We start from the raw sequence: 18681 nt of genomic DNA on the forward strand, positions 1-18681 counted from the left end.
CACCCGCGTACGGTACTTGCGGTGGGACCTGTCGTCAAGGTATGGACTCGGCTGCTCGGCGGCGCGTACAAAGGAGGGATGAAGGCACTTACCTGGCAAGCAAAACGTTCAGTTTCCGTTGAAACAGTCCCCGATCCCGTGATTCAGGAATCGACGGATGTCGTCATCCGCGTCACATCCGCCGCGATCTGCGGCTCGGATCTGCACCTCTACGAAACGTTCGGGCCATTCCTGCACAAGGGCGACGTTCTCGGACACGAGACCATGGGCGTCGTTGAAGAAGTGGGATCGGCTGTCACTCGCCTCTCCCCCGGTGACCGCGTGGTCATTCCGTTCGTCATCGCCTGCGGCCACTGCTACATGTGCTCCCGCGGGCTCCACTCGCAGTGCGAGACAACGCAGAACACCGACCAGGGCACCGGCGCATCCCTCTACGGTTACACCGAGCTCTACGGTTCAGTGCCGGGAGGGCAGGCCGAGCGCCTGCGTGTACCGCTCGCGGACTTCAATGCCACGAAGGTCGGCCACGATCTGCCCGACGACCGCTACCTCTTCCTGAGCGACATTCTGCCAACGGCCTGGCAGGGAGTGAAGTACGCGAACCTGCCCGATGACGGCATCCTGACGGTGATGGGCCTCGGGCCCGTCGGCCAGTTCGCTGCACGTATCGGCAAATACCTCGGCCACCGCGTGCTCGCGGTCGAGCCGGTTCCCGAGCGGCGCGCGATGGCGGAGCGCTACGGCGTCGAGACCTTCGACCTCACCGATGACGTGGTCGAGCGCCTGCGTGACGCAACCGACGGCCGGGGCGCCGACAGCGTGGTTGAAGCCGTCGGCATGGAGGCGCACGGCAGCCCCGGCGCTGCTTTCGCCCAGGGGGCAGTCGGCCTCCTGCCCGATGGAATCGCCAAGAAGCTGATGGACACCGTCGGCCTCGACCGGACGGCGGCGCTCTACGCGTCGTTCGATTCCGTCCGCCGCGGCGGCACTGTGTCGCTCAGCGGCGTCTACGCGGGAGAGGCTGACCCGTTCCCGATGAAGACCCTCTTCGACAAGCAGGTCGGGATCCGGATGGGCCAGTGCAATGTGCAGCACTGGCGCGACGAGTTGATCCCGCTCGTCGAGGACCCCTCCGATCCGCTCGGTGTCGAAGACCTCGTGACGCACCGGGTTCCCCTCGACAAGGCACCGGAGATGTACGAGATGTTCCAGAAGAAGGAAAACGGCTGCATCAAGGTGGTGCTGAAGCCGTAACCCCGCCGAACGCATCACTTCCGGTCGAGCACATCAGTTCCGCCTGGTGTCCTCGACCGGAAGTGATGCTTTTGCACTAGGAGTGGCCGAGGCCAAATGGTCCCTCGCGGAACGCACAGCAGGACACACGGATGCCGACGTCGCCTTCCTCCGGATGCCGGTCGCGCCTGAAACCGCAACCCTCTAGAAGAGCAGAGCCACGAGTGCGACAAGCGGTGGGAGGGTCTCGGAGATCGCTCCCCCGATGCCTTTGCCGCGCTCGCGGCCGAGCGCCATCCTGTCAGCAGCGAAAAGCACGAGCCCGCTCAGCACCATGAACAGGCAGATGTAGACGACGAGTGTCATGCCGACCGTGACGCCTCCCGTTGCCCACAGAACGACCCCGGTGATCAGGCCAAGCGCGAGGAAGAGGTTGTAGAAGCCGACACAGAATGCCCACAGGTGCACGGCGGGAACATCCGTCGTGGCGACGGCAAACACCTTCTGGTGAACGTCGGGCCGGGTGAACAGCACTGACTCCCAGGCGAAGACGAGGATGTGGATGCCCGCAGCGAGTAGCGCGAACACCCACACCACGATTGTCATGTCACAGCCTCCGTTTCCATGGAGACGTCGTGCCGACCAAGGACGGCGAGGACGTCAGCCATTGATTCCTCGAGCGGCCGGCCGTGGGGCACCGAGGCGTCGAGGTCGGCGTGGAACCGGCCCATCCCGCCGGTGAGGGCGAAGACGAGGAACCGCGCCGTCGGAGTCAGCACGGTGAATGTGTGCAAAGCGCCGGGTGGGATGGCGACGGATGCTCCCGGGCCGAGTTCATAACCCTGCTGTTCGATCTGAACCAGGATTCTGCCCGAGAGCACGTAGTACGTCTTGCCCCACCCCGTGCGGTGCAGCGGGGTCGGAGCGTTGCGGTCTGAGGACGTCGACGCGCCGTTGGGCGCATCGATCTCGAACAGCTCGTAGGCGTCTTCGGTGTGACGACTGTCCACCTTGACGGTAAGGGTGGCGTCTGGGGCGTACAGCCGGGCACCATCGCCCGCGTCGGTGAATTGCGGTAAGGAGTTCATGCCGCAACGCTAGGAAGCCCTCGAGCCGCCGACCATCCCAGAAATCGGGGAATGACGGGCCAGCGCCCAGGTGCGATACTGGGCGCATGTGGGAGGAACGTGCCTACCGCGCCCGTCGGGACATCACAGCGCTGGCCACAGCGGGGCTGAGCGTGAGTGACCTGCACGCCGAGGCGATCCGCATTATCGGTCGTGATGTGAAGGCTGAGCTGACCTGCTGGGCGACGATCGATCCCGAAACGCTCGTGATCAGCACGGTGACGAGCGGCGAGACACGGGTTCCTGCCCGGTTCGAACCGTTGCTTGCCGACGCCGAGTACTCCGGGAGCGAACCACACACCTTCGCCTCGATGGCGAAGCGCAAGGAGGCGCTCACGCGGATGTCCGACCTCCCCCTGCGTGAACACGGCGCGAGCGCGCGCTACCGCAACGTCTGGCGCCCGCTGGGGGTGAAGGAAGAGGTCCGGGTGCTGTTCGACTGCGGTGGTGCCTGCTGGGGCGGGGCCGGCCTCGTGCGTGCCGGCATGGACTTCACGAACCGTGAACTGGAATACCTCGCCGCCCTCGCGCCGGTGATCGCCGGAGCGACTCGGTCAGCGGTGCGCTCAGAGCTGGCTGGAAGCGGACCCGGTGTGGCGCCGGCAATCGTGCTTCTTGACGCCAGCGGTGAGCTTCGTTCGGCGACCCCGGAGGCGAAACTCTGGGAGGCCCAGGTCAACGAGGGCGAGCCCGGCCGGTTCATGCTGATGATGCGGATCATGGCGCTGGGCGCGAGGGGCACGACAACCGGTGCGTTCCGCGCCACTGTGCGTGACGGCCACGGCGGCTGGGCGCTCCTGCAATCCAGCCTGCTCGTCGGCGACGACACCGAAGACGTGGCCATCTCGATCGCGCGAGCAGGTGGTGAGCAGCTCACCTCGATGCTTCTCGTCGCTTACGGACTGTCTCCGCGGGAGTGCGAGGTGTGTCGTGAGGTGATGTCCGGGCATCCCACCGCGGTCATCGCGCGTCGACTGCTTGTCTCCCAAAACACGGTGCAGGATCACCTCAAGTCAATATTTCTCAAGACCGGTGTTCGCAGTCGTGGCGAACTCGTGGCCCGGCTTCGGCCGCGGCAGGAATCGGCGGACGAGGCACTCCTGCAGAAATAGTCGTGGGTTAACGACAGAAGCCCGGACATTTCTGTCCGGGCTTCTTCTGGGTGAGCGATACTGGGATCGAACCAGCTGAACCGCGGCGCATGCGGTTCAGAGGGCGCTGGCTCGATCCTCGCGTTAACGACAGAAGCCCGGACATTTCTGTCCGGGCTTCTTCTGTGTGAGCGATACTGGGATCGAACCAGCTGAACCGCGGCGCATGCGGTTCAGGGGGCGCTGGCTCGATCCCCGGGTTAACGACAGAAGCCCGGACATTTCTGTCCGGGCTTCTTCTGTGTGAGCGATACTGGGATCGAACCAGCGACCTCTTCCGTGTCAGGGAAGCGCGCTACCGCTGCGCCAATCGCTCAAGGTCATTCAATTTTACTTCATTCGAGTGGTGAGGTGGCGACGGGATTCGAACCCGTGTGGACGGCTTTGCAGGCCGCTGCCTCGCCTCTCGGCCACGCCACCGCGTGTGGGGTTGCCCACATGCCGTGGTCAGTCGAAAGACTGACCCCAAACACTCGAGCGGATGACGAGATTCGAACTCGCGACCCTCACCTTGGCAAGGTGATGCGCTACCACTGCGCCACATCCGCATTGCCGGTATCTCTCCGGCTTTGCTACTCGCATTTCTGCGTGCGTTGAAGACTCTACTTGATGTTTCCCCGAGAAACCAAATCGAGTCGCTCGGGTCTTTTTCGTGTCGTTGTCAGAACGGATGCCACGGCCAAATGGTCTGCGAGACGCCTCTCGGTCGGCTAACATAAGACGGCGTTGTGAACTTCTTGCGAGTTCATTACGGGCGATTGGCGCAGTTGGTAGCGCGCTTCCTTCACACGGAAGAGGTCATCGGTTCGAGTCCGGTATCGCCCACCACCAAGGCTCGCGGATTCCGCGGGCCTTTTTTCGTTTTACGCCGTTTTCCTGCTCCGGACCGTGTGTCCGCTGCCCGGGGCTCCCCACCCTCGCCTCTCGCGTCCCCCTGAGCATCCCTGTGCCGGTCTTCCTGGGAAAGCCCACCGGGAGCTATCCGTCGATCTGGGCGGTCTACGAGTGATTCGACGGTTCGCCATACACCGACGATTCCGTTGAGGACGAGGCTGCCGACGCCGGGGCCCTCGCGGACTTCCTCACCCACCTGCGTCGCATCGACGTCGCTGATGCGCCCAGTGCAGGACGGAGGCCCCTCGCCGAGCTCGATGCGATGACTCGGGAGGCCTTCACCGCATCGGGTGACCTCATCGACGCAGGAACGGCACTGACGGCGTGGAGTCATGCGCTCACGGCACCGGTGTGGGATGGCACTCCCGTGTGGATTCACACCGACCTGTTGCGACCCAACCTGCTCGTACGCGACGGGCGGATTACGGGAGTCATCGACTGGGGTGGCGCTGGCGCCGGAGATCCGGCAGCCGATGTGATTGCCGCGTGGACCGGGCCTTCGTCTCGAGTGCAGTCCGCACCGTCGAGCAGGTCATCGCCGACTTTTCCTAGTCGCGAGACGGCTCCGCGGTGGGGATGATGCGCAGGACCACCGATTTGTCCGCCACCGACCGTCGAAGTTTTCCCGCTGCCCGGATGGCCCTGTATCGCGCGCCGTACTTCCGCTCAAGCGCCGCGTCGATCACCGCGCGGCTCTCGGCGTCCTCGAGGACGCTGGCCGTCCCGGTGACCGCCGTGGCTCCTGGCCGAACGCTCCCCCGTACGTCGCACGGCAGAAGGTGTATCGACGGGTTGTTGCGGATTCGTTTCACTTTGCCGGATTCGCCTGAGGTGGTCACGAGCAGGCCACCGAGACCCTCAACCACCCACACAGGGGTCGAAACAGGCGCACCCGTTGACCGGAAGGTCGTCAGCAGTACATAGGGCTCAACTGACAGGTCGTTGGTTACCGGCGGGCCAGCGGAGTGCGTGTTGCTCATGGGTGACGAGCCTAGCCCGATGAACCCGGGCCGGTGCCGACCCCAACAGGTTCGACACCGGCCCGAGCGACCGACACAAAAGTGTCAGCCCAGGTACTTGTTCAGCAGCGGACTGGTCACCGTCACCCTGGTGAGCTTGCCAAGGGACATCGGAGGATTCGAATTATCCATCGCCAGTGCATCACGCGTCACATAGATGCTGGTGCCGACGATTTCGATAGCCGCTGGCGCGGCGACAGGCAATGCGGCGACCGGCCTTCCGCCCCACGGCAACACGAGCGAAACCTGGCCGGTTCCACGCGGCCCACCGAACAACTCAGTCACGAGGATCACCCCGGTGCTCTGCGACACCGCGAGGCCGGTGGTGCCCACGAATCCGGTTGCAACCGTCACGATCTGCCCGGATGCCGGATTCACCTTGATGACGGAACCGCGCATACCCAGACTCGCGTCCTCAGGTCCGCCGGGGAGCGACGTCACGTACAACCAGCCTTCAGGCCCGACCTCAACGTCGGTGGGAACACCCTCGAACCTGTATGAACCGCCAACGGAGCAGGCAGGGAATCCAAACTGCCCTGCAATCTCGGCGGTGACGACGACGGGAGCGGTAGCGGGAAGAACCGCGACCGTCGAGACCGAACCGTCGTAGCCCACCCTGAGAATGGCGTTTGCCCCGGCATCCGCGACGTACACACCGTCGGCCGTGGCGGCCGAAGCGTACGGGTGCGTATCGACGATTCCCGTGTACGCGGGCGGACCAGCTGGCCCTGCCGGGTCGAACTGGTCGAGGCAGGACTGCGGAAGATCGACGAAGCCGTAACTGTTCGACTGGTCTGGATTCGTCTCATTCTCGTGGGCGAAGAGGTCAGCAACCTGAACCGGCGCACCCTGGCCGGTCACGCTCATGAGATACGCACTCGAGTGGGTCTGTGGCTCGAGCTGGGCGTAATAAATCGTGCCGCCCCGGCTCGACACCGCGCTGATCTCCAGCCCGGGGGCGCTTGCGACGGTCGAGGTCGTTTTGTCGGGGTTCACTCGCGTCAGTACGCCAGCGAAGTTCTGCGTGACGTAGGCCACACCGGTGCTGTCGACCTCGAGTGAAAGCGGCGTTGTCAGCCCCGTCGCAAGTGTGGTTTGGGAAACACTGACCGGTGGCGCTGAGAGGGCGGTTGCCGGGGAGGCAATCGCCACGGTGGCAAGGGCCGCGGCAGCAGTCGCCGCGGTCACTCTCGATAATCTCACTTCGATACTCCCTTTGCTTGGAAACAAAACAGAGAAGCCACGAGGTCATCGCTGGGTTTCGGCGCTGGGCAGGAGTCTGGGGCAGGAGTTCGGGGCAGAGAGACTAACGCATCATTGCGAGTCCATCATGAAGCACTCTCACATTTGCGAAGCGTACTCACGATCCCGACAGTTGTCGAGGCTCCGCATCGGCAGAAACGTAACTGGTCGTCACGAGAATCGGGCGGTGGTCGGAAGCGCCGCGCGGCAGTGTCTTCACATCGTCGATGCCCATGTTGACGGAGGTCACGAAGTCGAAGTGCCCGCGGAAGATCTTGTACCTGGAGTACGTCCTGGCGTTGCTGAGCGAGAGCTCGTACCCCATTTCCTGGATCCGGCGACGCAGGTTGTTCTTGAAGATCGGGTAGTTGAAATCTCCGACCATCACGGTGGGGATGCCAGCGGCCAGCGAGCCAAGCTCCCGGTGAGCCGTGGAAATCTGCTTCCGCCGCAACGAGTTGGGGGCGGTCAGCGGTGCAGCGTGGAACGACGCAACCAGGATCTCGCGCTCGGCCTCCCTGTCGTAGAGGCGTGACGCGATCAGTCGCTCGTTCGCCGGTGAAAACAACTTGTCGTGCATCGACTTCTTGAGCTCGAACGCCGTCGTATCCCCGATGGTGAATCGGTCTTCGTTCGCATAAATGGCGAGGCCGAGCCGATTCGCCTTTGTCGCGTCGGCGAGGCGCAGGTGCCCCACCTTCTCGGGCAGAAGAACCGCATCCGCTTCCTGAAGGCAAAGCACGTCGACGTCATAGAGGCGTTCGATGTCGACGAGCTCTGCGCTGGCGGCGTGCTTGCGAAGGTTATAACTGACGATTCTGATGAGCTGTCCCCCGGTATGGCGAAAGTGCTATTGCACAAATTGTAGTAAGGCAGGATGTGGATTTAGTGCCAGCCGTAGCGGTCCCTGAGAGCGGCCGCAACGCCGACGTAGGAACTCTTGTCGATGGCGGATGCCTCTCGTCGCATTCCGGCCGGGGATACGCGGAACACCCGTCCGACGTTGACCCAGCTGGGCCGGCCTTGCTGGTCCCACGGCCCGCTCCCGATGGACACGAAGTCGCGTGAACCGTCGTGGGGTTTTGAGGTGAGCTGCACGGCAAGGCGAGTGCCCGCCCGCTCTTCGGCGACGATCAGCACCGGGCGGTCCTTTCCTCTGCCGTCGCGTTCCTCGTACGGCACCCACGTCCACACGATCTCGCCGGGGTCCGGATCCCCGTCGGTTGACGGCACGTAGGTCATCCGCACCCTGCCGATCGACGTTGGGTCCACCTCGACGGTGGCGAACTCGCCGGACCTGCCCTGCTCGTCCAGGCCGCGCTGCTGCCGCTGCACCGGGGTCGATCGGGCATCCGACCCCACCACTTTCGCCGTTTGCCGTTTCAGCGAGCCGACCAGCGAGCGAAGAACGCTCCCGAATGAACTCATGCCACTCTCTTCCCGACGTGATCCGGCGCCATCCAGCGCCGCCGACCGACCATCCTAATCACCCGCACGTCTGCACGGCCGCACGCCTGGACATCCGCAGATTCGTTTCAGCACAGCAGAACGGGATGCCGCCGTCAGGCGACACCCCGTTCTGTCATGGACGCTCTGCGCGTCAGACCACTTCGAGCGTCAGACCACTTCGAGGGCGTAGCCCTCTTCGCCGTGAACGCTCGTGTCGACGCCTGCGATTTCGTCTTCGTTCTTCACCCGGAAGCCCAGCGTCTTCTGGATCGCGAAGCCGATGGCGAGTGCCACGATGAACGAGTAGGCGAGGACCGCGAATGCTGCGATCGCCTGGACGATCAGCTGCTCGAAGCCGCCACCGAGGAACAGGCCGGTGTTGGTAGCGAAGAAGCCGAGGTACAGGGTTCCCACGAGACCACCGACGAGGTGGATGCCGACAACATCGAGCGAGTCATCGAATCCGAACTTGAACTTCAGTTCGATGGCGAGGGCACACACGGCACCGGTGATGACACCGAGGAGGAGGGCCCAGCCCGGCGTGAGGTTCGCACAGGCCGGTGTGATGGCGACGAGGCCGGCGACGGCTCCCGATGCAGCTCCGACGCTCGTTGCCTTGCCGTCCTTGAGCTTCTCGACGATGAGCCAGCCGATGATGGCCGCTGCGGTCGCACCGAGGGTGTTGATCACGATCAGTCCGACGTTCTCGAGACCGTTCAGCCACTCGGCACCGGCGTTGAACCCGAACCAGCCGAACCAGAGGATCGATGCACCGAGGAGAGTGAGGGGAACGTTGTGCGGCTTCTGGATTCCCTTCTGGAAACCGACACGCTTGCCGAGAACGAGGGCGAGTGCGAGCGCCGCAGCACCAGCGTTGATGTGAACAGCCGTTCCACCCGCGTAGTCGATGACCCCGATTCCTGCGTCTTCACCGAAGAGCGTTGTGCCGAGGTTCATGATCCAGCCGCCGCCCCAGACCCACGCGGCGATCGGGAAGTACCCGATAGTCGCGAAGATGCCGGCGAAGATCATCCAGGCACCGAACTTTGCGCGGTCTGCGATGGCTCCGGAGATGAGCGCGATAGTGATGATGGCGAAGGTCGCACCGTATGCGGCGCCAACCAGGTCAGTGTTGCCCGACTCGCCCTGCGCGAGGGCGGTGAGTCCAAAGTCGGCGAAGGGGTTGCCGGCAAAATCGGTGGGGTTTGCCACAGCGCTCATGTTGAATCCGTAGAGGATCCACAGCACGCTGATCAGGCCGAGCGCCCCAAAGCTCATCATCATCATGCTGATGACGCTCTTCGCTTTGACGAGGCCGCCGTAGAAGAATGCGACGCCGGGGGTCATCACCAGTACGAGTGCTGTCGCGGTGATCCCCCAGGCAATGCTGCCGGTGTCCATATCGTGTCCTTAGTTCTCTCGAGTGCATCGGGCTGACCGAGACTGACGCGCTGGGCGCTTGTCGGTGTGGGTTCAGCTTGCGCTCCGGAGGTTTCGGACGCGGTGCATTCGATGTTTCGGGACTGTTACGGAGGTCCTGCCTGTGTAAAACCCGTGTTACGCGCCCCTACGAACCTCTCGTCAGTGCGATCATCCGCGACATGGAACGCAGGTACTTCTTGCGGTAGCCACCGGAGAGCATGTCTCCCCCGAACACCTCATCAAGGGGAACACCCGTCGCGTGGATCGGGATCTGTGCGTCATAGACCCGGTCGATGAAGGCGACGAGGCGAAGGGCCTCCGTCTGCGACTGGAGTTCGTGGACGTCCCGCAACCCGATCTCGTCGAGACCGGAGATGAGCTTGATGTACCGCGACGGGTGCACGCCGGCGAGATGACCGATCACCGTGTCGAAGCTGTCGTCTGAGACCGTCTTTCCGGATTCCATCGCCGCGGTGAGTCGTGACTCATACTCGTTGCTGTCGACGGCCGCCGCGTGACCCTCGATGGACCGTCTGCGGTAGTCCTCCCCGTCGATCCTGAGCGTGGTGAAGTGGTCGGACATCGCGTGGATCTCGCGCAGGAAGTCAGCGGCGGCGAAGCGCCCCTCGCCGAGCGCGTTCGGCGGGGTGTTCGAGGTGGCGGCGATCCGTGTTCCGGATGCCACGAGCTCGGTGAGCAGTCGCGTCATCATCATCGTGTCGCCCGGGTCGTCGAGTTCGAACTCGTCGATGCAGATGAGCGTCGAGCCGCGAAGCGATTCGACCGCATTGGCGTAGCCAAGGGCACCGACGAGCGCCGTGTACTCGATGAACGTGCCGAAATACTTGCGCGGGCCGGGAGCCGCGTGCCAGAGCGCCGCAAGGAGGTGCGTCTTACCGACGCCGAAACCACCGTCGAGGTACACGCCTGGCTTCACATCCGGCGTCTTCTTCTTCCGGCCGAAGAACCCGCCGGATGACTTCGCGGCGCCCCAGCTGCCGGCGAACGCGCCGAGCAGGTCGACAGCCTCCTGCTGTGATGCGAACGCGGCATCCGGGCGGTAGCTCTCGAAGCTGGCATCCGCGAACTGAGGTGGCGGCGTCAGACTCGCCGCAATCTCAGCCCCTGTGGTCTCGGGATTGCGATCCGCGATGCTGACGCGGACGGAGGACGAAAGGTTTGTCATGGGAGAATACCTCGTGTGTCGAAGTCTTACGGCGGGGTATGACTTCAGCCGCAATCGTGCGTAATTCCGCTCATCAAGCGGAGTTTCCAGCCTAATCCCCCGCGTGCCGCCCACGGAACGCTCGCGAGATACAACCTCCGGAGGTAGCCCATGTCTGTCGAACGCGACTCATCGACCGAAAAGTTCGCCGAATACGCGCACCCGGAACGCCTGGTCTCGACCGGGTGGCTTCAGGAACGCCTCGGCCAGCCAGGACTCGTCGTCGTCGAATCGGATGAGGACGTGCTTCTCTACGAGACCGGCCACATTCCCGGTTCGGTCAAGATCGACTGGCACACAGACCTCAACGACCCGGTGCAGCGCGACTACATCGACGGTGAAGGGTTCGCCGAACTGATGTCAGCCAAAGGCATCGCCAGGGATGACACGGTCGTCATCTACGGTGACAAGAACAACTGGTGGGCCGCGTACACACTGTGGGTATTCACCCTGTTCGGGCACAACGACGTCCGACTCCTCGATGGCGGGCGCGACAAGTGGATCGCTGAGGGGCGAGACTTCACGACGGATGCCACCACAAGGGAGCCCGTTGAATACCCGATCGTCGAGCGCGATGACTCGGTGATCCGGGCGTATAAAGATGACGTCCTCGCCCACCTCGGTAATCCCCTGATCGATGTCAGGTCGCCTGAGGAGTACAGCGGCCAGCGGACGACCGCTCCCGCGTACCCGGAAGAGGGCGCACTCAGGGCCGGTCACATCCCGACCGCGAAGAACGTGCCATGGGGCCAGGCCGTCGCGCCGGACGGCACGTTCAAGCCGCTCGCCGAGTTGACCGCCGTCTACAAGGACGGCGCCGGCCTGTCCGATGGGGACTCGGTTGTCGCGTACTGCCGGATCGGTGAGCGCTCGAGCCACACCTGGTTCGTGCTGCACCACCTGCTCGGCTTCTCCGACGTTCGCAACTACGACGGTTCATGGACCGAGTGGGGCAGCGCCGTTCGCGTTCCCATCGCCGTCGGTTCAGAGCCGGGTGACAGGCTCTGATGGCAGAATCGAACCGATGACCGAGATTACGCTCCCCGCCCAGCTCGCCGAGATTCGCGACGACTTCCTCGAACTCGACGAGAAATCGCGCCTGCAGCTCCTGCTCGAGTTCTCGCAGGAACTCCCGGAGCTGCCTCCGCACTATGCCGATCACGAGGACCTGCTCGAACGGGTCATCGAGTGCCAGTCTCCCGTCTACATCTTTGTGGACGTCACTGACGGTGCCGTCCACCTCCACGCGACCGCACCACGTGAGTCACCGACGACGCGGGGATTCGCCAGTATTCTTGCGCAGGCCATCGAGGGACTGAGCCCGGACGAGGTCCTCGCGATTCCGGACGACTTCCCCCAGATGCTCGGCCTCACCCGGATCGTGTCACCGCTTCGCCTCAACGGGATGAACGGAATGCTGCGGCGCATCAAACGCCAGTTGTCGGAGCGGGTCGCCGCTTAGGAGCACAAGACTGGAGTTGCCGCGCGGATCAGTGCTCGGCGAGCCATTCTCTGATGGACTGGTTCCACCGATCGGCGTCGAAGTTCCAGAGCTTCGTGTGCCGAGCGGTAGAGAACGGCACAAAGGTAGCAAGGTCCGAGCGCTTCTCAGCGAGCCGTCGCGCACCGTCCGCCGGGACGAAGCCATCGTCGTCGCTGTGCAGCACGAGCATCGGCGTGGTGAGTTCATCCGCCCTGTCGACCATATTGAGCGCGGGAAAGTTGAGGGCGGAGTGCTGGCCGGTCAGCGCTCTGCCCCAGTCGTTACTGATCGCCGCGATCGCTGCTCGCCGAACCGCGACCGGGATGCGCCCGGCGTCAGCCTGGTAGTCGAGCACGCTGCCCCAGTCGACAACGGCCGACTCGAGGATCAGCCCGGAGATGAGGTCGGCTCGGTCTGCCCTGAGGGATGCCTGGAGCGAGATGACCCCGCCCATCGACCAGCCCATGAGGACGACGGTTTTCGCGCCGTGCGTCGCAGCGAACTCGAGAGCGGCCTCGACGTCCTGCCATTCGGTATCGCCGAGCCCGTAAAGCCCGTCGCTGCTCCTGGGCGCATCCCCGTCGTTGCGGTAGGAGATGAGCAGCGCCGTGCACCCTGACTCGTGCAGCACCGGCACAGCGCGAAGGCACTCGCTGCGAGTCGTGCCCCTGCCGTGCACGGCGATGATCCAGCGATCAGAGTCCGGATCGGCGGGAAACAGCCAGGCGGGTGCCGGTCCGACCTCGGTCTGAATAATCTCCTCGCTCCACGGGAGTCCGAGCTCGTCCGGGCGGGAGTAATACCAGCCACTGAAAGTCGCGGGTCCCGACGCCGGCAGGTCGTCGAGTTCTTCTCTGTTATTGAGCAGTGCGCGGGTGACGGTGGATGCGTCCTGCGTCAGGATCGGGCCCAGCTTCAGATAACGCCCGGCCGGCCCGAACCACAGGCCATACCTGCCCGGCAGGTCGGTATCCGGGTTGCGAACGAGGGTGATGGTCGCCGCACCGGGATCAAGGGAGGTGACTACCGTCTCCTGCGCTCGCTTCGTCGCTGGGGTCACCACGCGCCTCGCGACGGCCGATACCAGGAGAACGGATGCCGTTGCGGCTGTCGCGATGAACCCGCCGACAGTGAGCGAGATTTTCAGTGCCGCTCTTCGCGGACGGGTGGCCGGCTCGACGGCGTGGCTGTGACGATTCATTGGCAAGTAACTCTAGTCTGCAATCGTGGCAGACAGACTCACAGGCGCCGAGGTTCCGGCGGCGTTCGCCCGTGCACTCGAATCGGTGCGCGGCGCCCAGGCGCGCTCAGAACTCAGCGTGCACGAAATTCCTGCCCCCGGCAACCTGGCGCCGTTCGCTGTCGCTCTCGCGGCGGATGTCACCCCCACCAGGCACGGTGCCGATTCCGAGCTTGGCACCGGGCGGTTCATCCTGCTCTACGACCCGGAAGAGCCTGAGGCGTGGGGCGGCCCGTTCAGGGTCGTCTGCTTTGCCCAGGCCCCCCTCGAAACGGAAATCGGGCTTGATCCTTTCCTCGCCGATGTGGCGTGGTCCTGGCTCGTGGATGCCCTCAATGCCAGGGGCGCCCGGTACGCCTCGGCGTCAGGAACGGCCACAAAAATTCTGTCGACCGGGTTCGGCGAACTTAGCCTCCAGCCCGACGGCGCCCAGATAGAGTTGAGGGCGTCCTGGACGCCGCTCGAAGACGATGTGTCCTCCCACGTGGAAGGCTGGGGCGAGCTGCTGTGCATGCTCGCCGGGCTTCCGCCAACAACCGAAGGTGTAACCCTGTTGTCTAGCCGCAGGACGGCACGTGACTGACCGTCACGTCATCGATAGCGAGGACGAGTACCTCGACGCAATCACGAAGATCGAAGCGGGTCACGGCCCCATCGCCGTCGACGCGGAGCGAGCAAGCGGTTACCGCTACTCCCAGCGCGCGTACCTGATCCAGGTCTTCCGCCGTGGAGCCGGCGTGTTCCTCTTCGACCCGCCCGCGATCGGCAGTTTCGACGCACTCAACGACGCCATTCGCGACGAAGAGTGGATCATCCACGCGGCAAGCCAGGATCTGGCCTGCCTCCGAGAGGTCGGTCTCGACCCCAGCCGGATCTTCGACACCGAGCTCGCCAGTCGGCTTCTCGGCCTCGATCGCGTCGGCCTCGGCTCCGTCGTCGAAGAACTTCTCGGCATTCACCTTGCGAAGGAGCACTCCGCCGCCGACTGGTCGACCCGGCCTCTCCCCGAATCCTGGCTCGAGTACGCGGCCCTCGACGTCGAACTTCTCGTCGACGTGCGCGACAAGCTCGATGCCATGCTGACCGAGTCAGGGAAGCAGGAGATCGCGGCACAGGAGTTCGAGGCGACGAGGCTTCGCCAGCCGAAGCTCGTTCGCCAGGATCCGTGGCGCCGGTTGTCCGGCCTGCACGGCGTCCGCGGTGCCAGGAGCCTCGCCGTCGCGCGTGAGTTGTGGACGGCGCGGGACACCCTCGCGCGCGAACGCGACGTAGCTCCCGGCCGTCTGGTCCCGGATGCCTCACTCGTCGCTGTGGTCAAGGCCCAGCCTCGTTCGAGCGCGGCGCTCGCCGCCATGCGTGATTTCAAGGGTCGCGCGAGCCGTACCGAACTTCCGGTGTGGTGGGCCGCTCTCGAGCGCGGCCTCACCACTAATGACCTCCCGCCACTCAGGCCCGCGTCGAGTGATGTCCTCCCTCCTGCCCGCAGCTGGTCCGAGCGGAACCCCGAAGCCGACGCGAGGCTCAAAGCCGCGCGAACAGCTCTCGCCCTCGTCGCGGAGTCGCTCTCGATCCCGCTCGAGAACGTCCTCACCCCCGAGATGCTCCGCCGACTCGCGTGGACTCCCCCGGTCCCTCTTGACGCTGGGACGGTAGGCGACGCCCTTCGCGAACTCGGCGCTCGCGAGTGGCAAATTGAAGCTACTGCACAGACGATCGCCCTTGCCTTTGTAGAAGGTAACCAAACGGCATCCGAACCGCAGAAAAGCGAGTCGTAGGAAGGGTCAAAGGATGCGGCGGAGATTTTCGCCGCTTCTAGGATCGAATCCGAATCCGATAATTGGGAGGCAAAGTGGCCGAAATAGCTGACGTCTTTTTTGTTGATGGAGTGCGGACCCCCTTTGGTCGCGCCGGACAAAAAGGAATGTACTGGAACACCCGTGCAGACGACCTGGTCGTGAAGGCGATGATCGGGTTGCTTGAACGCAACCCCGACGTTCCCAAAGACCGAATCGACGAGGTCGCCATTGCCGCGACCACCCAGCAGGGTGACCAGGGCTTGACCCTCGGCCGCACGACGGCACTTCTCGCGGGGCTGCCGCAGTCGGTTCCCGGCTACGCGATCGACCGTATGTGTGCCGGTGCAATGACTGCAGTAACCCAGGTGGGCAGCGCCATCGGGTTTGGTGCGTACGACTTCGCCATCGCCGGTGGAGTCGAGCACATGGGCCGGCACCCGCTCGGGGCTGACGCCGACCCGAACCCTCGGTTCATGACCGAGAAGCTGGTCTCAGCGGATGCACTCGACATGGGAAAGACGGCCGAGCGTATCCATGACCGCTTCCCGCACCTGACCAAGGAGCGGGCTGACCGCTTCGGCATGCGCAGCCAGCACAAGCTCCAGGCCGCATACGAGGCCGGCAAGATCCAGCCGGACCTCATTCCCGTCGCCATCCGCAGCGAGTCGGGCTGGGGCCTGGCAACACGCGACGAGGGTGCGCGACCCGAGACCACCATGGAGGGGCTGGCTAACCTCAAGACGCCGTTCCGCCCGCACGGCCGCGTCACAGCAGGAACCGCATCACCGCTCACCGACGGCGCGACGGTGAGCCTCCTCGCCGGTGGATCCGCTGTCAAGGAGTTCCGCCTGAAGCCCAAAATGCGCATGGTGAGCTTCGCTTTCGCCGGCGTTGAGCCGGAGATCATGGGCCTCGGTCCTGTGCCGTCCACCGAGAAGGCACTGAGGAAAGCCGGGCTGACGATCGACGACATCGGCCTGTTCGAGCTCAACGAGGCATTTGCCATCCAGGTACTCGCTCTCCTCGACCACTTCGGCATCGATGACGACGATCCCCGCGTCAACCAGTGGGGCGGCGCTATCGCCGTCGGCCACCCGCTCGCGGCATCCGGTGTCCGGCTCATGAACCAGCTGGCGGCGCAGTTCGCCGAGCGTCCCGATGTGCGTTACGGCCTGACGGCGATGTGCGTCGGGCTTGGCCAGGGTGGCAGCGTCATCTGGGAGAACCCGAACTGGAAGGGAAAGAAGTAACCGCGATGACCGATTACTCCACAATCGACTTTTCCCCTCTCGTCGCGCTGAGCGCCGATGAGGTCGTCACCCACTCCTTCGTCCAGGACGTCACCCTCCCGGGCGGTCGGGTGATCGCACTGATCACCCTGGACAACGGCCGCGACCACACCCGCCCGAATACGCTCGGCCCGATCACCCTCATGGAGCTCGGCCGGGTGCTCGACGAGCAGAAGGAGCGGGCCGGCCGCGGTGAGATTCACGCCGTTGCGATCACGGGCAAGCCGTTCATTCTTGCCGCGGGCGCAGACCTCAGCAAGGTGAGCGAGGTCGACTCTCGTGAGTCCGCGTTGCTCCTCGGCCAGCTCGGGCACTTCACCTTCGGCAAGCTCGACTCGCTGGGTGTGCCGTCGTTCGTGTTCATCAACGGACTCGCTCTCGGCGGTGGCCTCGAAATCGGGCTCAACGCGAACTACCGCACCGTCGACGCCTCGGCACCGGCCATCGCACTCCCCGAGGTGTTCCTCGGTCTGATCCCCGGCTGGGGTGGGGCATACCTGCTGCCGAACCTCATCGGTATCGAGAACGCGCTCAAGGTCGTCGTCGAGAACCCGCTGAAGACGAACCGCATGCTCAAGGCGCAGGATGCCTTCGAGCTCGGTATCGCCGATGCCATCTTCCCCGCCGCGACTTTCCTCGAGGACTCTCTGCGCTGGGCTGGCGGCGTCCTCGACGGTACCGTCAAGGTGACCAGGAAGAACCAGCCCGGCAAGGTTGAACGGCTCGTCAAGTGGGACGCAGCGGTCGGCATCGCCAGGAAGATGCTCGAGTCGAAGATCGGCACGGTGCCGAAGTCCCCGTACGTCGCTCTCGACCTGCTCAAGGCAGCGAAGAGCGGAACCCGTGCAGAGGGGTTCGCGCGTGAAGATGAGGCCCTCGCGGATCTCGCCACCGGCGACCAGTTCCAGGCGAGCAACTACTCCTTCAACCTCGTGCAGAAGCGTGCCAAGCGGCCCGCCGGTGCCCCGGACAAGGCCCTCGCCCAGAAGGTCACCAAGGTCGGTGTCATCGGTGCCGGTCTCATGGCCAGCCAGTTCGCCCTGCTCTTCGTGCGTCGCCTTCAGGTCCCCGTCGTTATCACCGACCTCGACCAGGGGCGTGTGGACAAGGGGCTCGATTACATCCGCGGCGAGATAGCTTCCCTTCTCGCCAAGGGCCGCATCTCTCCCGATGAGGCCAACCGGCTAAATGCCCTCGTGTCAGGAACGACGAACAAGAGCGACTTCGCCGACTGTGACTGGGTCATTGAAGCTGTCTTCGAAGAGCTCGGTGTGAAGCAGGATGTCTTCGCCGATGTCGAGCAGTACATTTCGGAAACCGCGATCCTCGCCACCAACACCTCGTCGCTGTCTGTCGAGCAGATTGGTGCAAAGCTCGCGCACCCCGAACGCCTCGTCGGCTTCCACTTCTTCAACCCGGTGGCCGTGATGCCGCTGATCGAGGTCGTCAAGACGCCAAAAACGACGGACGAGACGCTCGCGACAGCCATGGCGACCGCGAAGGCGCTTCGGAAGAACGCGGTCATCACCCGCGACACCCCGGGGTTCGTCGTCAACCGCGTGCTCGCTAAGGTGCTCGGTGAGGCCATGTATGCCGTGGACTCCGGTACGAGCTTCGCGACGGTTGACGAGGCGCTCGCTCCCCTGGGGCTGCCGATGCCGCCGTCGCAACTGCTCGACCTCGTCGGACTCAAGGTGGGCGCTCACGTGCTCGACACCCACCACGAGGCGTTCCCCGACCGGTTCTACCGGAGCGAGAACCTCCACAAGCTTGCCGAGTACGGCACGCTGCTCGAGAAGGACTCGAAGGGCAAGGTTAAGGGATTCGACAAGGGTGCCCTCAAGATCGTCTCTGGAGGCAAAGAGCCCCTTCAGGCGGATGCCATCCTGCGTCGTCTCGAGGACGGCCTCGCTGATGAGATCCACCGGATGCTCGAGGACCACGTCGTCGAAGGACCGGAAGACATCGATCTCTGCATGATTCTCGGCGCGGGCTGGCCGTTCCAGATGGGCGGGATCACTCCGTACCTCGACCGAACCGGTGCCAGCCAGCGTGTCTTCGGCGGAACGTTCCACGATCCCGAGATTCGCGGCATCCGCTAGATCACCCGG

At 64.2% G+C, this 18681-nt stretch carries 17 protein-coding genes, 4 tRNA genes and 1 pseudogene; 10 read left to right on the forward strand and 12 right to left on the reverse strand.

The features are described 5' to 3' along the window. Positions 1-78: 78 nt before the first annotated feature. Complete coding sequence (locus AC1X6S_RS02250; RefSeq protein WP_483404201.1) at positions 79-1254, forward strand: zinc-dependent alcohol dehydrogenase; 1176 nt, start codon at positions 79-81, stop codon at positions 1252-1254. A gap of 183 nt (positions 1255-1437) precedes the next feature. Here AC1X6S_RS02250 and AC1X6S_RS02255 read toward each other — a convergent pair whose 3' ends face one another. After that, positions 1438-1839: a DUF1304 domain-containing protein gene (locus tag AC1X6S_RS02255; protein ID WP_483404202.1), complete on the reverse strand. Its 402-nt coding sequence runs from the start codon at positions 1837-1839 to the stop codon at positions 1438-1440. Then, a complete protein-coding gene (locus tag AC1X6S_RS02260; protein WP_483404203.1) occupies positions 1836-2321 on the reverse strand; it encodes a cupin domain-containing protein in 486 nt (161 codons plus the stop codon). Before AC1X6S_RS02260 ends, AC1X6S_RS02255 begins: the two co-directional genes overlap by 4 nt. Before the next feature lie 86 nt (positions 2322-2407). Here AC1X6S_RS02260 and AC1X6S_RS02265 point away from each other — a divergent pair, with 86 nt between their 5' ends. Beyond that, positions 2408-3472 (forward strand): helix-turn-helix transcriptional regulator, encoded by a 1065-nt coding sequence (locus AC1X6S_RS02265; protein WP_483404204.1) that lies wholly within the window; start codon positions 2408-2410, stop codon positions 3470-3472. A 283-nt stretch (positions 3473-3755) separates the two neighbouring features. Here the strand turns inward: AC1X6S_RS02265 and AC1X6S_RS02270 are convergent. The 3 genes from AC1X6S_RS02270 to AC1X6S_RS02280 form a co-directional block, all read right to left on the reverse strand. Continuing rightward, positions 3756-3827 (reverse strand) — tRNA-Val (locus AC1X6S_RS02270). A 33-nt stretch (positions 3828-3860) separates the two neighbouring features. Beyond that, positions 3861-3931, reverse strand: a tRNA-Cys gene (locus AC1X6S_RS02275). A gap of 56 nt (positions 3932-3987) precedes the next feature. Then, positions 3988-4059: transfer RNA gene (locus AC1X6S_RS02280), tRNA-Gly, on the reverse strand. Between the two features lie 204 nt (positions 4060-4263). Between AC1X6S_RS02280 and AC1X6S_RS02285 the strand changes: the two genes are divergently transcribed. Both AC1X6S_RS02285 and AC1X6S_RS02290 read left to right on the forward strand, forming a co-directional pair. Next, positions 4264-4339: transfer RNA gene (locus tag AC1X6S_RS02285), tRNA-Val, on the forward strand. A 199-nt stretch (positions 4340-4538) separates the two neighbouring features. Continuing rightward, positions 4539-4985: pseudogene (locus AC1X6S_RS02290) on the forward strand (phosphotransferase); the annotation flags it as partial. Here AC1X6S_RS02290 and AC1X6S_RS02295 read toward each other — a convergent pair. The 6 genes from AC1X6S_RS02295 to zapE all read right to left on the reverse strand — a co-directional run bounded on the left by AC1X6S_RS02295 (position 4954) and on the right by zapE (position 10723). Then, positions 4954-5385 carry a PPOX class F420-dependent oxidoreductase gene (locus tag AC1X6S_RS02295; RefSeq protein ID WP_483404205.1) on the reverse strand — a complete coding sequence of 144 codons (432 nt, stop codon included), beginning with the start codon at positions 5383-5385 and terminating at the stop codon, positions 4954-4956. The pseudogene AC1X6S_RS02290 and the gene AC1X6S_RS02295 sit on opposite strands and share 32 nt — an antisense overlap. Positions 5386-5469: 84 nt before the next feature. Beyond that, entirely contained in the window at positions 5470-6612 is a 1143-nt protein-coding gene (locus AC1X6S_RS02300) for a ScyD/ScyE family protein (protein WP_483404206.1), read from the reverse strand. A 172-nt stretch (positions 6613-6784) separates the two neighbouring features. Then, the gene (locus AC1X6S_RS02305; protein ID WP_483404961.1) at positions 6785-7489 is read right to left on the reverse strand and encodes an endonuclease/exonuclease/phosphatase family protein; all 705 of its coding nucleotides are present in this window, start codon (positions 7487-7489) and stop codon (positions 6785-6787) included. A 62-nt stretch (positions 7490-7551) separates the two neighbouring features. Next, on the reverse strand, positions 7552-8094 hold the full coding sequence (locus AC1X6S_RS02310) for a type II toxin-antitoxin system PemK/MazF family toxin (protein ID WP_483404207.1): 543 nt from the start codon (positions 8092-8094) through the stop codon (positions 7552-7554). A gap of 189 nt (positions 8095-8283) precedes the next feature. Continuing rightward, complete coding sequence (locus AC1X6S_RS02315; RefSeq protein WP_483404208.1) at positions 8284-9516, reverse strand: ammonium transporter; 1233 nt, start codon at positions 9514-9516, stop codon at positions 8284-8286. 166 nt (positions 9517-9682) lie between these two features. Beyond that, a complete protein-coding gene (gene zapE / locus AC1X6S_RS02320; RefSeq protein ID WP_483404209.1) occupies positions 9683-10723 on the reverse strand; it encodes a cell division protein ZapE in 1041 nt (346 codons plus the stop codon). 150 nt (positions 10724-10873) lie between these two features. On the opposite strand from zapE, the gene AC1X6S_RS02325 reads away from it, so the two are divergent. Both AC1X6S_RS02325 and AC1X6S_RS02330 read left to right on the forward strand, forming a co-directional pair. After that, a complete protein-coding gene (locus AC1X6S_RS02325) occupies positions 10874-11770 on the forward strand; it encodes a sulfurtransferase (RefSeq protein WP_483404210.1) in 897 nt (298 codons plus the stop codon). Positions 11771-11786: 16 nt separating this feature from the next. Beyond that, positions 11787-12224, forward strand: coding sequence for a SufE family protein (locus AC1X6S_RS02330; RefSeq protein WP_483404211.1), 438 nt, complete (start codon positions 11787-11789; stop codon positions 12222-12224). A 28-nt stretch (positions 12225-12252) separates the two neighbouring features. On the opposite strand, the gene AC1X6S_RS02335 is transcribed toward AC1X6S_RS02330, so the two are convergent. Continuing rightward, entirely contained in the window at positions 12253-13446 is a 1194-nt protein-coding gene (locus AC1X6S_RS02335) for an alpha/beta hydrolase family protein (protein WP_483404212.1), read from the reverse strand. Between the two features lie 25 nt (positions 13447-13471). Here AC1X6S_RS02335 and AC1X6S_RS02340 point away from each other — a divergent pair, with 25 nt between their 5' ends. From AC1X6S_RS02340 to AC1X6S_RS02355, 4 genes are all read left to right on the forward strand, one after another. Next, the gene (locus tag AC1X6S_RS02340) at positions 13472-14068 is read left to right on the forward strand and encodes a DUF3000 domain-containing protein (RefSeq protein WP_483404213.1); all 597 of its coding nucleotides are present in this window, start codon (positions 13472-13474) and stop codon (positions 14066-14068) included. Then, positions 14061-15260: a ribonuclease D gene (locus tag AC1X6S_RS02345; protein ID WP_483404214.1), complete on the forward strand. Its 1200-nt coding sequence runs from the start codon at positions 14061-14063 to the stop codon at positions 15258-15260. Before AC1X6S_RS02340 ends, AC1X6S_RS02345 begins: the two co-directional genes overlap by 8 nt. A gap of 74 nt (positions 15261-15334) precedes the next feature. Continuing rightward, positions 15335-16531, forward strand: a complete 1197-nt coding sequence (locus AC1X6S_RS02350; protein WP_108391082.1) for a thiolase family protein — start codon at positions 15335-15337, stop codon at positions 16529-16531. Between the two features lie 5 nt (positions 16532-16536). Beyond that, positions 16537-18672, forward strand: coding sequence for a 3-hydroxyacyl-CoA dehydrogenase NAD-binding domain-containing protein (locus AC1X6S_RS02355; protein WP_483404215.1), 2136 nt, complete (start codon positions 16537-16539; stop codon positions 18670-18672). The last annotated feature ends 9 nt before the right edge of the window (positions 18673-18681 follow it).

It is taken from the genome of Mycetocola sp. Y442 (assembly GCF_056898615.1).

What these genes read in the sequence shown, in the direction of transcription:
- AC1X6S_RS02335 (WP_483404212.1), bottom strand. Translation starts at nt 13,446, where the DNA reads ATGAATCGTCACAGCCACGCCGTCGAGCCGGCCACCCGTCCGCGAAGA.
- AC1X6S_RS02255 (WP_483404202.1), bottom strand. Translation starts at nt 1,839, where the DNA reads ATGACAATCGTGGTGTGGGTGTTCGCGCTACTCGCTGCGGGCATCCAC.
- AC1X6S_RS02295 (WP_483404205.1), bottom strand. Translation starts at nt 5,385, where the DNA reads ATGAGCAACACGCACTCCGCTGGCCCGCCGGTAACCAACGACCTGTCA.
- AC1X6S_RS02265 (WP_483404204.1), top strand. Translation starts at nt 2,408, where the DNA reads ATGTGGGAGGAACGTGCCTACCGCGCCCGTCGGGACATCACAGCGCTG.
- AC1X6S_RS02330 (WP_483404211.1), top strand. Translation starts at nt 11,787, where the DNA reads ATGACCGAGATTACGCTCCCCGCCCAGCTCGCCGAGATTCGCGACGAC.
- AC1X6S_RS02325 (WP_483404210.1), top strand. Translation starts at nt 10,874, where the DNA reads ATGTCTGTCGAACGCGACTCATCGACCGAAAAGTTCGCCGAATACGCG.
- AC1X6S_RS02355 (WP_483404215.1), top strand. Translation starts at nt 16,537, where the DNA reads ATGACCGATTACTCCACAATCGACTTTTCCCCTCTCGTCGCGCTGAGC.
- AC1X6S_RS02315 (WP_483404208.1), bottom strand. Translation starts at nt 9,516, where the DNA reads ATGGACACCGGCAGCATTGCCTGGGGGATCACCGCGACAGCACTCGTA.
- AC1X6S_RS02250 (WP_483404201.1), top strand. Translation starts at nt 79, where the DNA reads ATGAAGGCACTTACCTGGCAAGCAAAACGTTCAGTTTCCGTTGAAACA.
- AC1X6S_RS02310 (WP_483404207.1), bottom strand. Translation starts at nt 8,094, where the DNA reads ATGAGTTCATTCGGGAGCGTTCTTCGCTCGCTGGTCGGCTCGCTGAAA.
- AC1X6S_RS02260 (WP_483404203.1), bottom strand. Translation starts at nt 2,321, where the DNA reads ATGAACTCCTTACCGCAATTCACCGACGCGGGCGATGGTGCCCGGCTG.
- zapE (WP_483404209.1), bottom strand. Translation starts at nt 10,723, where the DNA reads ATGACAAACCTTTCGTCCTCCGTCCGCGTCAGCATCGCGGATCGCAAT.